General features: G+C 63.6%; 14 protein-coding genes, 1 pseudogene and 1 riboswitch. Of the genes and pseudogenes, 5 read left to right on the forward strand and 10 right to left on the reverse strand.

The features are described from left to right. Positions 1-73: 73 nt before the first annotated feature. The 5 genes from fabG to Q0S16_RS24790 all read right to left on the reverse strand — a co-directional run bounded on the left by fabG (position 74) and on the right by Q0S16_RS24790 (position 5,029). Positions 74-754: a 3-oxoacyl-ACP reductase FabG gene (gene fabG, locus Q0S16_RS24770; RefSeq protein ID WP_295854663.1), complete on the reverse strand. Its 681-nt coding sequence runs from the start codon at positions 752-754 to the stop codon at positions 74-76. Positions 755-812: 58 nt separating this feature from the next. Next, complete coding sequence (locus Q0S16_RS24775) at positions 813-2,042, reverse strand: multidrug effflux MFS transporter (protein ID WP_295854665.1); 1,230 nt, start codon at positions 2,040-2,042, stop codon at positions 813-815. A gap of 45 nt (positions 2,043-2,087) precedes the next feature. After that, complete coding sequence (locus Q0S16_RS24780) at positions 2,088-3,296, reverse strand: MFS transporter (RefSeq protein ID WP_295854668.1); 1,209 nt, start codon at positions 3,294-3,296, stop codon at positions 2,088-2,090. 120 nt (positions 3,297-3,416) lie between these two features. Continuing rightward, positions 3,417-4,244 (reverse strand): LysR family transcriptional regulator, encoded by an 828-nt coding sequence (locus Q0S16_RS24785; protein ID WP_295854670.1) that lies wholly within the window; start codon positions 4,242-4,244, stop codon positions 3,417-3,419. A 125-nt stretch (positions 4,245-4,369) separates the two neighbouring features. Then, a complete protein-coding gene (locus Q0S16_RS24790) occupies positions 4,370-5,029 on the reverse strand; it encodes a peptidoglycan recognition family protein (protein ID WP_295854674.1) in 660 nt (219 codons plus the stop codon). A gap of 190 nt (positions 5,030-5,219) precedes the next feature. Here Q0S16_RS24790 and Q0S16_RS24795 point away from each other — a divergent pair, with 190 nt between their 5' ends. Beyond that, positions 5,220-6,029, forward strand: coding sequence for a tetratricopeptide repeat protein (locus Q0S16_RS24795; protein ID WP_295854752.1), 810 nt, complete (start codon positions 5,220-5,222; stop codon positions 6,027-6,029). Positions 6,030-6,090: 61 nt separating this feature from the next. On the opposite strand, the gene Q0S16_RS24800 is transcribed toward Q0S16_RS24795, so the two are convergent. Next, the gene (locus Q0S16_RS24800) at positions 6,091-7,545 is read right to left on the reverse strand and encodes a GH1 family beta-glucosidase (protein WP_295854677.1); all 1,455 of its coding nucleotides are present in this window, start codon (positions 7,543-7,545) and stop codon (positions 6,091-6,093) included. Positions 7,546-7,694: 149 nt separating this feature from the next. Here Q0S16_RS24800 and Q0S16_RS24805 point away from each other — a divergent pair, with 149 nt between their 5' ends. Beyond that, a complete protein-coding gene (locus tag Q0S16_RS24805; RefSeq protein WP_295854679.1) occupies positions 7,695-7,979 on the forward strand; it encodes a hypothetical protein in 285 nt (94 codons plus the stop codon). Positions 7,980-8,245: 266 nt separating this feature from the next. Continuing rightward, positions 8,246-9,376, forward strand: coding sequence for a hypothetical protein (locus tag Q0S16_RS24810; RefSeq protein ID WP_295854681.1), 1,131 nt, complete (start codon positions 8,246-8,248; stop codon positions 9,374-9,376). Positions 9,377-9,387: 11 nt separating this feature from the next. On the opposite strand, the gene yghU is transcribed toward Q0S16_RS24810, so the two are convergent. Further along, positions 9,388-10,263 (reverse strand): glutathione-dependent disulfide-bond oxidoreductase, encoded by an 876-nt coding sequence (yghU, locus tag Q0S16_RS24815; RefSeq protein WP_295854685.1) that lies wholly within the window; start codon positions 10,261-10,263, stop codon positions 9,388-9,390. Between the two features lie 173 nt (positions 10,264-10,436). On the opposite strand from yghU, the gene Q0S16_RS24820 reads away from it, so the two are divergent. Beyond that, positions 10,437-10,856, forward strand: a complete 420-nt coding sequence (locus Q0S16_RS24820) for a group III truncated hemoglobin (RefSeq protein ID WP_295854756.1) — start codon at positions 10,437-10,439, stop codon at positions 10,854-10,856. A gap of 79 nt (positions 10,857-10,935) precedes the next feature. On the opposite strand, the gene serA is transcribed toward Q0S16_RS24820, so the two are convergent. Continuing rightward, positions 10,936-12,183: a phosphoglycerate dehydrogenase gene (gene serA, locus Q0S16_RS24825; RefSeq protein ID WP_295854689.1), complete on the reverse strand. Its 1,248-nt coding sequence runs from the start codon at positions 12,181-12,183 to the stop codon at positions 10,936-10,938. A gap of 334 nt (positions 12,184-12,517) precedes the next feature. Then, positions 12,518-12,661, forward strand: a riboswitch (FMN riboswitch). A gap of 74 nt (positions 12,662-12,735) precedes the next feature. Here serA and Q0S16_RS24830 point away from each other — a divergent pair. Continuing rightward, positions 12,736-13,170 carry a 6,7-dimethyl-8-ribityllumazine synthase gene (locus Q0S16_RS24830; RefSeq protein ID WP_295854694.1) on the forward strand — a complete coding sequence of 145 codons (435 nt, stop codon included), beginning with the start codon at positions 12,736-12,738 and terminating at the stop codon, positions 13,168-13,170. A gap of 111 nt (positions 13,171-13,281) precedes the next feature. Here Q0S16_RS24830 and Q0S16_RS24835 read toward each other — a convergent pair. Beyond that, positions 13,282-13,431: pseudogene (locus tag Q0S16_RS24835) on the reverse strand (peptidoglycan-binding domain-containing protein); the annotation flags it as partial. 18 nt (positions 13,432-13,449) lie between these two features. Further along, a complete protein-coding gene (locus Q0S16_RS24840; RefSeq protein ID WP_295854701.1) occupies positions 13,450-14,154 on the reverse strand; it encodes a hypothetical protein in 705 nt (234 codons plus the stop codon). Positions 14,155-14,324: the final 170 nt, after the last annotated feature.

The following is a 14,324-nucleotide window of genomic DNA, read 5'->3' on the forward strand; positions in this document are numbered from 1 at the left end:
AATCAAACTCCCGACATCTGCCGGCGCAACTTGCTTTGTCCCGGATGTCGCTTCGCTCATCCGGGCTATGCGTTCACACCCTGCCACTCACCGGCAGCAGCGCACCGGTGACGGCGCTGGCCGCGTCACTCGCCAGGAACAAGATCACCTCGGCGAGTTCTTTCGCCGTCACCCATTTCGAAAAATCGGCATCCGGCATGTCGCGGCGGTTGGCCGGCGTGTCGATGGTCGAGGGCAGCACCGCGTTGACGGTGACCTTGCCCTTCAGCTCGGCCGCGAGCGTTTCCGTCAAGCGATGCACGCCGGCCTTCGAGGCGGCGTAGGGCCCCATGCCGGCGCCGGCCTGCAGCGCGCCGATCGCGCCGATATTGACGATCCTCCCGGCTTTCGACGCCAGCAGATGCGGGATAGCCGCGCGCGACGCGTTCAGCGCCGTCAGCAGGTTGAGCCGGTGCATCCGCTCCCAGCTATCATTACTGCCATCGCAAATCGTCTCGAAGGTAAAGGCGCCGGCGATATTGATCAGCACGTCGATCCGGCCGAACTGCGCGACGGCGACCGCGACGGCCCGCTCCGCCTGCGCGGCCTCGGACAGATCGATGTCGCCGATTTGGAATAGTTTTACCGTCGAGGCTGGCGTTTTCGATGCGTGATCGATCGCTGCGACGATTGCTCCGCGCGATATCGCCATGTCGACGACCACTCGACCCAACGCACCTGATGCGCCCGTAATGACGATGATTTTTCCGTTCATGGACAGCTCCTGTAGAATCCATTGGGCCGCGGATCGCGCGACGGCAATCCTGCCCGAGTTACGTTAAGGCCGCTTGCCCGGTCGGGGTTCCGTCACGGGGCGGCGGCAGCAACCACAGATAGATTGCACCGGCGGCAAGTGCCATGACCGCCATCAGGCCGGTCATCACCAGCGCCGGATGTCCGAACGGTTCGAACACCGCGATCATGGCGCTGGCGAAGGCGCCCATCGTCATCTGCAGGCAGCGCATCACGCCGGCCGCGGAACCTGCGACATGGGGCAGGTTCTGCAGCGCCTCGTGGTTGGTGCTGGGCGCGATGATGCCGAAAGCAAATAGCGTCAGCGCCATCAGCGGCATCAAGGTTAGTACCGTCACCGCGCCGGCCGGCACCAAAGCCAGCGCCGCCATGGCGCTGGCGGCCATCAGCGCCAGACCGCCGGCGACGATCCTGCGGGATGCGACATGACGTTTGCTGAGTTCTCCGCTGACCAGCGAGGCGACCAGAACGCCGCACGAGGTCAGCCCGAACAGCAGCGAGAACGCGGTGGTAGACAGGCCAAGACTTCCGATCAGCACCGACGGTGCGCCCGAGATGAAGCCGAACATGCAGGCAAAGGCAAAAGCGTAGAGCAGCGCATAGCCGAGGAAGGCGCGGTCGGTGAGCACGTTCCGGTAACTGTCGATCAGTTGCGCCGGGTTCAGCGACCGGCGCTTCTCGACCGGCTGCGACTCGTCCAGGGTCATGATGGCGACGATCAGTAGCAGCACGCCGGTGGCGGCCTGTATCGCATAGATCATTCGCCAGCCGCTGACCGTCATCACCCAGCCGCCGAGCACCGGCGCGATCATCGGTGCGACGCCCAGAACCGCCGCGATCCGCGACAGTTGATGGCGCGCGGTGGTGTCTTCGAACAGGTCGCGCACGATAGCGAAGGGCAGGATGGCGCAGGCTCCGGCTGCCAGCCCCTGTAGCATCCGGCAGATCAGCAAAATGCTGAATGATGGCGCCCATGCGCAGGCGCCGGCTGCGATCGAGAACAGCAGCAGCCCGTCGAGCAGGATGGCGCGACGGCCGAAGCGATCGGCGAGCGGACCGCAGATCAGCGGCGAGATCGCAAAGCCGGCCAGAAACAGGCTGAGCGTCAGCGGTCCGCGTCCCGCCGCATCCGCGAACGTCGATTCGATCGCGGGCAGTCCGGGCAATCCCATGTCGATCGACAAGGGCGGCAGCGCCGTCAAAGTACCGAGGAAGGCCGTAAAGGCAAAACTGTCACGCCGCAGGGCCACCGGATAATTCCTAAAAAATGTCGCGCATGATCGCGCGTTGGTTCGCTATTCCGCCGGACTCACCTGCACCGGCAGGACGCGGCGATTGGCGAAGGTGCTCAGTACCATGGCCAGCGCAAGTGCCGCGACGAGGGCGGCGAGCAGCGGAAGCTGCGCATAATGCACCCCGGCATTCAACGCCGCGCCGCCGAGCCAGGCACCGGTGGCGTTGCCGAGATTGAAGGCGCCCTGGTTCAAGGTCGAGGCGAGGTTGGGCGCGTCGGTGGCGGCATCCACCACCCAGATCTGCAGCGGTGACACCAGCGCAAAGGCCAGCCCGCCCCACAGGATCAGCAGCGCCATCGTCGGGATCGGCGAGCGGCTGACAAATGACAGCAAGATCAGCACTGCGACAAGGCCGGCGAAGGCACCGATTACCGTCTTCAGCAGGTTGCGATCGGCAAGCCGGCCGCCGATCAGATTGCCGACGGTGAGGCCGACGCCGATCGCGAGCAGGGCGCCGGTAACGCCATGCGGCGTCAGTCCGGTGACTTCCTCGAGCAGCGGCGTGATGTAAGTGAACAGCGTGAACATGCTGACTGAGGCCGTGGTGGAGATCAGCATCGGCAGCATGACCGGCCAGCGTCCGAGCGCACGGAATTCGCTGGTCAGCCCGCCGCGTGTGCCGGGCATGCCAGAAGGTACAAAGCGGATGATCGCGAGTCCGGCGACCAGTCCGATCGCCACCACCGCCCAGAACGCGGCGCGCCAGCCGGCGGCCTGTCCGAGCGCGGTCCCGAACGGAACACCGAGCACGTTCGCCAGCGTCAGGCCCGCGAACATCAGCGAAACGGCCTGGGTGCGCTGCTCCCGCGGTACCAGATCACGGGCAACTACCGCGCCAATGCCGAAGAAGGCGCCGTGCGCGAATGCGGTCAGGACACGCGCCCCCATCAGCAGCCAGTAATCGGGCGCCAGCGCGCAGCCGATATTGCCGATAATGAAAACCGCCATCAGCGCCAGCAGTGCCGTCTTGCGCGGCAGCCGGGCCGTGGCGATGGCCACGAGCGGCGCGCCGACCACCACGCCCATCGCGTAGCCGGAGACGAGGTAGCCCGCCTGCGGGATCGTCACCGCGAGGCTGCGGGCGACATCGGGCAACAGGCCCATGATGACGAATTCGGTGGTGCCGATACCGAATGACGCGGCCGCCAGGGCGAGAATGGGAAGTGAAATGCGAATGATCCTGCTCCCAGCGATGCTGCATCGCAACATGAAAGGGATCGCACGGGAAGATGGGTTTGAGGAGCGCCGTCAGGTGGACGCTGCATTGCGTTAGCTGGTGGATCCCAACTGTTCGAGGACGGTTTCGTCCGGCCTAACTGTCCGACCAGGTCACGCTCCGACGGGAGACGTTTGAAAGAACGCCGACGCCAGCTGTGCCAACATACCTTCGCCCGACTTACCGCGGAGTCCGTTGCGTGCGCAAAGCAGAAGCTTTAGCGCCGGCAGTTCCGGCAGATAGGTTTCGCGGGCCCGTACCAGCTCAGGCGGGATGATGCGCTGGGGCATGGCAGCGAGGCCAAGCCCGGCCTCGACGGCGGTAAGCCGGGCATAAGGGTCGGGGCTGCTGAAGGTGACCTTGAAGTTGACGCTGCGTGCTTTCAAGGCCGCGATCATGGCGTCATCGGTGACTGCGCCGGGCCAGTTGATCACTGGGATCGGTAACCCCGGACTAAGTACGAAATTCTTCGACTGCACCCACGCCATCGGTTCATCGGATTCCTGCACCAGGCAGGACGCAAGTTCCGGTGCATAATCCGGAGTTTCGAACATGCAGGCGATGTCGACGAAGCCGTCCAGCAGCCCCTTCTTGATTACGCCGGAGACGTCGCCGTAGATCACCATTCCAGCAAGGCTGCCGGCCGTCTGGGTGAGTAGGAAATTCTTGATCAGGAGGCTGGTGATGCCCAGTCGCACCGACTGCGGTTCTTCGGCGCTGCCACCCATCATCAGCAGCTGGTCATTGGCTTCCAGCACCTTGCGCGCCTGATGCAGAATCAGCGTTCCAAGCCTCGTCGAGCTTACGCCGTGGAGCGTTTTTTCGAAAATTGGTCCGCCGATCATGCTCTGGATGCGTTTGATCTGGGCACTCACCGCGGGCTGGCTCAGGCCGAGACGGGTCGCCGCCTTGCTGTAACTGCCGGTTTCCGACACGGCCACGATGGTTCGGACGATTTCGGTAGGAATATTAACGCCATGGTATCGTCTGTGCACCGCGAGTCCTCGTTTTCACGATGGTCGCATACAAAGACTATGATGCCTATCCGACAATTGCGCGGAGAGGCTTAGGGAGAGATTTGGGCGCGCGCCGTTTCGATCCCGGGAGACCGCGCAAGCCGGGCCAGATCGCAGCCCTCGCAGTAGCGGCTGTCCTTGTAGTCGATCCAGTTATGCGCGTAGACGCGGCTACCGGGAATGCCGTAGCGGCTTCGCAGCACCCGCACCAGGATCTGCCAGGCGGCTGTTTGCGCGACAGTGACCGGTCGCCGCACATTGGGGTAGTTGCCGACGAATTCCACGCCGATCGAATTGTCGTTCTCGATCTGCTGGAAGGTCGGTGCGTTGTCGATGAACTTGTTGTCGCGGCGGTTGCCGTTGTTGATGTGGTTAGGCACCGCAAACTCGGCGACGGCCCAATACACTGTGCCGTCGGTTTCCACCCAGATGGTCACGCCGCGTCGCGCTGGCTTTTGCGATTGTGCCAGCGCCGCGCGATAGGCCGAACCGACGGCTCCCTCGCTCTGATGGACGATGATGTTGCGCCAATCGCGCGCCTGCGCGAGGTCGCCCCAGGGCGTCAGCCAGACGATGTTGAGACCGGGGATGTCAGGCGTACCGCGCGCGCGCGCGGCGGCTTCAAAGCTGGCTGATTCCTGCGCCGCCAGCGGACTGGCAGCGAACCAGAACATAGTCGTCAACAGGACCGCGGCAATGCGAAGGACCATACACCTCATTCCTGGACGATCTATCGGGCCGCAATTGCTAACTCAGGTCCCGCGGCGGCGAAAGCTGATAGCACGTTGCTTGCAGATGAGTACCACCAGCTTTAAGATTGGTTGAAACCACGTACCGGCGGCACAAGGACATGTATTCGATCTGATGAGATACTCTCTGTACGCAATTGCAAGTGTATGGATGCTCGGCGTCGCCGTCGCGGCTGTATTAGGTGCGAGCTGTGACAAAGTTCACGCGCAATCGGCGGATCTTGTTCTGTGCGATCGGCTTGCCGCCGACCCCACCGATCCGGACAAGCCCGCCGACGTCAGGGGCGTGGCGGAAATCGTCCACACGGACCTGACTACCGCGATCAAGTTCTGCCGGACGGCGTCGGGTTCACGCCGGGCGCTTTATCAGCTCGGCCGCGCCTATGCCGCGAACCAGCAAATGGCGGAAGCCATCGCTGCCTGGCGCAAGGCCGTCGACAAGGGCAGCACGTCGGCCATGATCGAGTTGGGCGTGGCCTATGGTACGGGATCGGCAATCGGCAAGGATGAGGCTCAGGCGCGCAAATTGTTCGAACGCGCGGCCGAAGCCGGCAATCCGCGCGGCGCCAGCAATCTCGCGGCGCTGTCGAGCGGCGGTGCACCGGCCGATCCGGTTCGCGCGCGTGCGCTGTTGGCAAAGGGCGCTGAAACCAATGCCGAGGCGCAATATCAGCTTGGCCTGCTGTTGTCCGAAGGCATCGGCGGCCCGAAGGACGATGCCGCCGCGCGCGTGTTGTTCGAGAAGGCGGCGGCGCAAAACCATCCCGGTGCGCTGGAGCGGATGGGCGCCTTCGCCCAGAGCGGTCGCGGCGGGGCTTCTGATTCCGGCGCGGCCAAGGCCTATTACGAACGGGCGGCCGCGCTCGGCGACGAGGACGCTAAAAAAGCGCTCGAGCGCGCAAAATGTCCGTATGTGATCAAGGACAAACGCGGCAACGTTGTCACCAATCTGTGCTTCTAGGCTGTCTCCGCTCGCCATTTATTGCGCGGCGTCAGCGCCAATAAGTGTTCACATCAAGTGTTCACATCGGCCGGTTGGCCGCGATGGTCTGGCGGTAGAATTCCGCGCTGAGCTTGGGCGTGCGGCGCTGGCTGTCGAAATCGAGATGGTACAGGCCGAAACGTTTGGCGTAGCCATCGGCCCACTCGAAATTGTCCATCAGGCTCCACAGGAAGTAGCCTTTCACCGGTACGCCCTCGGCGGTCGCGCGCTGCAGCTGCGTAAGATAGTTGCGCAGATACATGATGCGGTCGAGGTCGATGACGCGGCCGTCGGCGCTCATCTTATCCGCGCCCGATGTGCCATTCTCGGTGATATAGATCGCCTTGACGTCCCAGTTCCTGGCCAGCAGACGCGGTGCCCAGTACATCGCCTCCGGGCCCATGCGGAGCCAGTCGGACTCCATATGCGGAAACGAACGCGGGAAGGGCAGCAATGAGAAGCCGTTCGGGTCCTCGGACGCGACCACGTAATGCTGCGGCATGTAGACATTGATGCCGACAAAATCGAGCGGCGACGAAATAATCTTCATGTCGTCGGCGGTGAATTTTGGCGCGTTACGACCGGCATAGGCCAGGAAAGCGTCGGTGTACCGGCCCTCCAGCATCGCCGTGAGATAGCCGCCGTTCATTTCGCGGGTCGCGATTTCGGCGGCTCGTATATTTTGCGGCGTGGCAATCGCCGGGACACAGGCGACGATGTTTTCCGCCGGGCCGACCTTGGTGTCAGCGTGGCCGCTGGCGCGGATCGCCTGAACGGCGAGGCCGTGGCCGAGCAGCACGTTGTGACGCACCTGGTTGAGTTCAGCCTGCGGCAGTTTCAGGCCGGGCGCCATCTCGACCGGCCCGCTGCCGTAACCGAAATCGATGAAGGTCGCGCTCTCATTGATGGTGAAGATGTGCTTGACGCGGTCACTGATCTTTTGGGCGACGTAGCCGGCATAGGCGCCGAAGGCCTGAGCGGTGTCGCGCGATTGCCAGCCGCCGACACGGTCCTGCAACGATTGCGGCAGGTCCCAGTGATAGAGTGTGGCGTAGGGGGCGACGCCATTGGCCAGCAATTCGTCCACGAGACGATTGTAGAAATCCATTCCCTTCGGATTTGGCTCGCCATTGCCATCGGGAAACACCCGCGGCCACGCGATCGAGAAGCGATAGGCGGTGACGCCCAGCGCCTTCATGAGCGCGACGTCTTCCTTGTAGCGCGCAAAATGGTCGCTGGCATGGTCGCCGTGGTCGTTGCCGTGGATCTTGCCGGGTAAGTGAGCGTAGCGATCCCAGATCGAAGGGCCGCGGCCTTCGGCCGTCACCGAGCCCTCGATCTGGTAGGCCGAAGTGGCGGTGCCCCACACGAAGTCGGGTGGGAAACACCGCGAGTCTGGTGTGATGACGGTGGCTTGCGCGGACGCCACGGCAGGTACGAGCGGTAGCGAGCCAGCGAGTTTGGCGAAATGCCGCCGCGTAAATGAGTGAGGCACCAGGTCTCCTGTGGATCGGTCGGAACATGGAACCCTAGCATAGCGATCCGGGATTTGACCTCCCGATGTTGCGGCCCATGGTCCCGGTCAACGATTTGTTTGAATTTCGCCGGCTAGGGTGACGCGGTCTCATCCTGCCGGAGCGTTTCGTGAACGATAGTCTGATTGCCACCTGCCAGCTGTTTCTGATTCCGCTGACCATCCTGTTCGCGGCGGTGGGCGTCGCCAATGCGCGTTTCGTCAAACTGCTGGTGTGTCTGCTGGCCACCGCGCTGGCGGGCCTGTGGCTGTATCGCGTCTGGCTTTGGACCGGACTGTCGATCATCGACCGCCGCACGGGCCTGGGCCTATCGGGTGGATTCGCTTTGTGCTGGTCGCTGACGCTGCTGCATCAGATCAGGAGCAGCTTTGGCGGCGGCTATGATCGCCACTGAGGCGTGATCCGCACGCCACACAAGCCGATAATATGCACGATGTTGCACGGCTTGATTGTGCCGATTGTCGTCGCGCGAATGCGTAACCACCGTTGATAGTAGCGTCTCACCATTCACGAGTATGGTAGCCGGTTTGCTACCGGTCTTTCCGCGACCCGCGGCGCCTCGCTGGTGACATCTTTACCGGGTGGCTTGCCGCCATGGGAAATGGATGGCGGATCAAGCGAAAGCAATCCGGGCCCCGATGGCAACGAGTGGGAAACCGCGTGGTAAAATCGAAACAGCGCAATGCCTTGTCGCCGGACTGGCATGAGGGACGGCGTCTTGATGACGTCAAGGCGGATATGGCGGAATTGCTTCCGGCGCTGGCGATGCTGGACGACGCGGTGGCGGTGACCAAGGGGCCGCGCGCGCCGCGAAGTCGCAAGCGCGTTGTCGCGGAGCCTCGCGCGGCCACGCCTGACGTCTCAACGCCTGACGCCCTCGCCGCCGAGGCCGCGCGACCGGAATTCGTGATGGCCGATTTTTCCGAACCGTTGATGACGGACGCGGAGCGGTTCGCGGCTGAGCCGCCGACCGCGCCGGCGCCCGCTGTGCCGGAGCCGCAGGCTTTTCCAGCGCCGGAAATTCCGGCGCCGGTACGCGCCATTCTGGTGCGGCCGCGTCGTACGGTGGGCGATCTGTTCGCCTATTTCGCGGCGATGGCGCTGGCCGCCGTGGCCGGCTTCTTCAGCGTGTCGGGGATGGCCGAGATTTTTCCCGGTGCGCCGCTCGAGGTGATGGTGCTGGCCGGTACGATGGAAGTCGGCAAGCTGGTGATCGCCGGCTGGCTTGCGGCGCATTGGCGCGATATCGGCTGGAATCTGCGCGCGATGCTGTCGGTGCTAGTGGTTGGACTGGCGCTGATCAATGGCATCGGCGTGTTCGGTCGGCTGGTCGAGGCGCATGTCGGTGTCGTCAGCCAGGCGCAGTCGCAGGTCACCGAGAAGATCGAGACGTCGGAGGTGCGCATCAACGCCCAGGTGACGGCGGTCGCCGACCTCGACCGCCGCATCGCGCAGATCGACGGCGCCATCGACGAGGCCACGCGGCGCGGCCGCGTCAATGCCGCGATGTCATTGGCCGAGCAGCAGCGCAAGGCCCGTGAGGCCCTGGTGCAGCAGCGCGGTAACGAGGCCAATACGCTGACAACCATGCGAACGCAGCGCGCGGCGTTGTCGGGAGAGCGGGCGCACGCCGAGGCGGCTGCCGGGCCGGTGCGTTATCTGGCGACGCTGGCCGGCACCGATACCGAGACCGCGGTGCGCTGGCTGATCCTGCTGATGGTGCTGTGCTGCGATCCGGCGGCCATTGCGCTGACCATTGCCGCCTCAGGCCGCGGCAATGCCACGGCCTGACGCCGCCGGCGTTATGCCGGCGTGCCGATCTTGTCCTGCGTCCTGGTGTCGAAATCGCCGGCATCATGGCGCTCGTGCAACTGGCCGGCGGGATCGCCGGTGACCCGGTTGACCATGCGGCCGCGCTTCACCGCAGGTCGCGCGGCGATCGCCGCGGTCCAGCGCTGCAGGTTGGTGTAGCTCTGGACGTCGAGGAATTCCGCGGATTCACCGTACAGCAAGCCCTGCAGCAGGCCGCCATACCAGGGAAACACCGCGATGTCGGCGATCGAGTAGTCGCTGCCGCCGAGAAATTCATGATCGGCGAGGCGACGGTCGAGCACGTCGAGCTGGCGCTTGGTCTCCATGGCAAAGCGGTCGATGGCGTATTCGATCTTGGTCGGCGCGTACGCATAGAAATGGCCGAAGCCGCCGCCGAGATACGGCCCGCTGCCCATCTGCCAGAACAGCCAGGACAGGGCCTCGGTGCGCGCCGCCAGTTCGGTCGGCAGGAAGGCGCCGAATTTTTCCGCGAGATACAGCAGGATCGCGCCGGATTCGAACACCCGGATCGGCGCCGCGGCACTGCGGTCCAGCAGCGCCGGGATCTTCGAATTCGGATTGACCTCGACGAAGCCGGAGCCGAACTGCGCGCCGGTATTGATGCGGATTAGCCAGGCGTCGTATTCGGCCCCGCTGTGGCCGAGTGCCAGCAGTTCTTCGAGCAGGATCGTGACCTTCTGGCCATTGGGCGTCGCCAGCGAATAAAGCTGCAGCGGGTGCTTGCCGACCGGAAGCACTTCGTCATGCGTGGCGCCGGCCACCGGACGGTTGATATTGGCGAATTTTCCGCCGTTTTCCTTGTTCCAGGTCCAGACTTTGGGCGGTGTATAAAGGGCATCGGTCATGAAGGGCTCCGGAGCGTCTGGATGATCGGGCAGGGCGCGCCGACCAGGGTGGTTGTGTTAGGCGAAGCTAGTGTCTGTTGCCAGACCGCGAAAGTCGCGATGACGCTTGCGTGACCCGCGGGATGCGCGGCGCAGCGGTTGTGCCGAAGCGCCGCACGGCCTACATCGCGGTCATGAGCGAAACTCCTTCCGCCCTGCATGAAGCCCATCCCGAGATCACCGAGGAAGCGATCGCGCTTCTGGTGCGAACTTTTTATGGCCGGGCCCGCGAGGACGATCTGATCGGCCCGATCTTCAATGGCGCGGTGGCGGATTGGGAGCACCACCTCAGCCAGATCGCCGATTTCTGGTCGTCGATGCTGCTGCGGACCGGGCGTTATGACGGCCGCCCGATGCGGCCGCATCTGCGGCTGCCACTCCAGCCTGAGCATTTTGACCGCTGGCTGCTGCTGTTTGAACGTACCGTGAGGGAAATCTTCAGCGCCGACGTGGCCGACGCCTTCATCCTGCGGGCAAGGCGCATCGCCGACGGCTTCGAGATGGGCATCGCCACCACCCGCGGCGAGATCGCGCGGCCGCGCCACAGCGTTTGAGCCGCTGTCCGGCGCAATCGCGCAGCGTATTGCGCTGGCCGGCGGCGGATGATGCCCTCGGCTGATCCGCCGTGTGGCCTCAGTCAGCCTCATACAGCAGCCGCGCCCGAATGGTGCCCGGCACAGCGCGCATCGCTTCCAGCACCGCATCGGCATTGACGCCGGCGCCGTCGGTCTCCAGCACCACATAGCCGATGCCGCCGCCGGTCTGCAGATATTGCGCGGCGATGTTGACGCCATGGGCCGAGACGATGTCGTTGAGCTTGCCCATCACGCCCGGCACGTCGCCATGAATGTGGATGAAGCGGGTACCGCTTGGTCGCGGCGGCAGCTGCACGCCGGGGAAATTGACCGCGCCCATGGTCGAGCCGACATCGGAATATTCCACCAGTTTTCGCGTCACCTCGGCGCCAATGCGGTCCTGCGCCTCCTCGGTGGAGCCGCCGACATGCGGCGTCAGGATCACGTTGGGCAGGCCCTGCAACGGCGTCACCAGCTTGTCGGTGTTTGACGCCGGCTCAACCGGAAACACGTCGATCGCGGCCCCCGCAAGCTTGCCGGCGCGCATCGCCGTAGCCAGCGCGTCGAGGTCGACCACGGTGCCGCGGCTGTTGTTGATCAGAATGCCGTCGTCCTTCATCAGCGCGATCTCGCGGGCGCCGATCATGCCGGCGGTCTGCGCCGTCTCCGGCACGTGCAGAGAGACCACGTCGCTCATCGCCAGCAGCTCGTCGAGGCTGGCGGTCGGCTCGGTATTGCCGTGGCGCAGCCGGTCCGACAGGTCGAAGAACACCGTTCGCATCCCCATCGCCTCGGCGAGATTGGAGAGCTGCGAACCGATATTGCCATAGCCGACAATGCCCAGCGTCTTGCCGCGCATCTCGCGGCTGCCGTCGGCCGACTTGTCCCAGCCGCCGGCATGGGCCGCGACCGAGCGCGGCACGATCCGGCGCAGCAGCATCACGATCTCGCCGATGGTCAGTTCGGCGACGCTGCGGGTATTGGCGAACGGGGCGTTGAACACCGGGATGCCGCGGCGGCGCGCCGCCTCGAGATCGATCTGGTTGGTGCCGACCGAGAAGCAGCCGACCGCGAGCAGCCGATCGGCGGCCTCGAGGATGTCGTCGGTGACGTTGCTGCGGGAGCGGATGCCGAGCAGATGGACGCCCTTGACCGCCTCCTTCAACGCCGCCGGCGACAGCGCCTTGGGGTGGCGTTCCACCGTCGCGTAGCCGTTATCGGCGAACATCGCGACCGCGCTGTCATTGATGCCTTCCAGCAGCAGGATGCGAATCTTGTCTTTGGGCAGTGAAAGGCGGGTGATCATGGCAGGTATCCTGAGGCGTCCGCGGGCGCGGCATGGGCTGGCATTCTGCTTTCACGGCGGCGGGAAATTGGCAAGGGCGCTGACAGGGGGACAGTCATGTGGCGAAGGGCTCCAATCGGGGTTTCAGCCGGCGAATCGGCGCTCCCGTGACGGCCGCGGGCGTCGCCTCTCGCCCTACCTCGATCACGCCTCACGAAGCTGCCCGGACGGTATGATGTTGATTACGATCAGGGCGATGAAGGCGTGAAGCGGCATAGGAAAACATGCCGAAACGGGGCGTGCGCCTCCTTGCGGATTCTTTCTTGACGGCCGCTCGGGATACCATGCACGATGACGACGTTCTCAGGGCAGGGTGAAACTCCCTACCGGCGGTATGCAATCATGGTTGCGAGCCCGCGAGCGCCTTCCAGTTGAAGGGTCAGCAGATCAGGTGAGATGCCTGAGCCGACGGTTACAGTCCGGATGAAAGAGAACGCGCGAGTTCGCATCCGCATGATGCGAGCATGCGCGTGATTGCCTTGGGTGACGTGTCTAGAACCCAAGGAGACCAACGTGACACACACCCGCTACGCCTTTGTGAAATCAAATTGGCACGCTGAAATCGTCAACAAGGCGCTGGATGGCTTTCTGGAACTAATATCCGTAGAGCAGGTCGACGTGTTTGATGTTCCAGGCGCGTTCGAAATGCCGCTCCTCGCCCGCGATCTTGCAGCTTCCGGAAAATACGCAGCTGTCGTAGCGGCTGCGCTTGTCGTGGACGGTGGAATCTACAGGCACGACTTCGTCGCAGCGGCGGTTGTGAATGGCCTGATGCGCGCCGCCTTTGATACAAATATTCCGATACTTTCAGTCTCTCTCACCCCTCATCATTTTCAGGAGACGAAGCATCACATTGGCATTTTCAGCGATCATTTTGTCGTAAAGGGAAGAGAGGCCGCGCAGGCTGCACTCGTGATTGGAAAGACTCGAGCTTCTTTGGCTGCTTGACAGCGCGTAACCCGGATGCGCCAAAGCACATCCGGGGTTGCTTTCAATAATATGATCCTGGGTACCGCTGTGTATGTCCGGGCTACGCTCGCTACCCGGACGATGCATGGGTCAGTTGGCGAGCCGCAGGTTGAGGGCTGCATCGGTGACAATGCCGGCATTGCCATCGACGGGAATGGCAGCCTGCTTCTGAAACCCATTGACCGCTTCGGTTGTGGCGGGGCCGTATTTTCCATCGACCACCAGAGCCGGCTCGGCGCCGAGGTCGTTTAACGACTCCTAAAGCGCCCGGGTTTCGTCGGACGGCTCGGCTGCTTTCCAGGCGATGCTTTCGACTCCACCCTTGCCGACGATCTTCCATATCTCCTCGAACAGATCGGTACGGCCGCTCAGGCAATTATAGCCGCCGTTGATGGCGCGCGTGATTTTTCGAATCTCGTTCTTGTCGGCGAGGTCGTTCAACTTGCCCTGGTTCCATTCATTGAGCGCCGGCAGCAGCGCTGCCTCGGGCGACACGATGAGGTCGGGGTTGGTGTAGAAGTCGACACCCGAGAGCTTGCCCATGGTGACATAGTTGGCACCGCCGGTCGTTTGCAGCAAACCGCCGCCGCGATATTTGTAGCCGTCTCCCGGCTTGGTATTACCCAACTCCCGCGCCTTCTTGGGATTCCCCAAGCCGTAGACCCGCTCGGCCAAGGCACGCGCGTTGTTCAGATAATGATCCACCTCATCCGGACGGATAGCGGCGCTGTGGTGGCCGACGCCGAAGATCTCAAGCAGCCGGGCAGGGGTTTTGTAGTTCATGTTCTCGAACAGAACGGTGCCACGGCCCGTTTCATAAAGCGCCTGCGCGAGAAAATGCGCGATGCGCAGCGGGGTGTCGATTTTGAATTTCTCGAAAAGCCCGTCGCCGTCTTCAAAAGCCTTGAGATAGTTCGGATAGCAGCGGGAGGCGACCTTCCGCACAATGGTTACGACACGCACGGGATACTCCTTCCTACATCGCCACGGGGCAAGGCGCCGCCATCGCCCGCGCGGCTGACCGGATTATGCACGCGCACCTTGAGGTTGCAAGTCGCTCTGCGCGCATTGGAATGCCACGCTGTCATTTCCGTGCCGCGGGATGAGCGTTCGGCCTGCGGAAGCTGCAACAC

Origin of the sequence: Tardiphaga sp. (assembly GCF_025356345.1) — a bacterium.
GTDB lineage: Bacteria > Pseudomonadota > Alphaproteobacteria > Rhizobiales > Xanthobacteraceae > Tardiphaga.

Coding starts and splice junctions, on each gene's coding strand:
- fabG (WP_295854663.1), bottom strand. CDS start 754: ATGAACGGAAAAATCATCGTCATTACGGGCGCATCAGGTGCGTTGGGT.
- Q0S16_RS24780 (WP_295854668.1), bottom strand. CDS start 3,296: ATGTTGCGATGCAGCATCGCTGGGAGCAGGATCATTCGCATTTCACTT.
- Q0S16_RS24790 (WP_295854674.1), bottom strand. CDS start 5,029: ATGGTCCTTCGCATTGCCGCGGTCCTGTTGACGACTATGTTCTGGTTC.
- Q0S16_RS24795 (WP_295854752.1), top strand. CDS start 5,220: ATGCTCGGCGTCGCCGTCGCGGCTGTATTAGGTGCGAGCTGTGACAAA.
- yghU (WP_295854685.1), bottom strand. CDS start 10,263: ATGACCGATGCCCTTTATACACCGCCCAAAGTCTGGACCTGGAACAAG.
- Q0S16_RS24820 (WP_295854756.1), top strand. CDS start 10,437: ATGAGCGAAACTCCTTCCGCCCTGCATGAAGCCCATCCCGAGATCACC.
- serA (WP_295854689.1), bottom strand. CDS start 12,183: ATGATCACCCGCCTTTCACTGCCCAAAGACAAGATTCGCATCCTGCTG.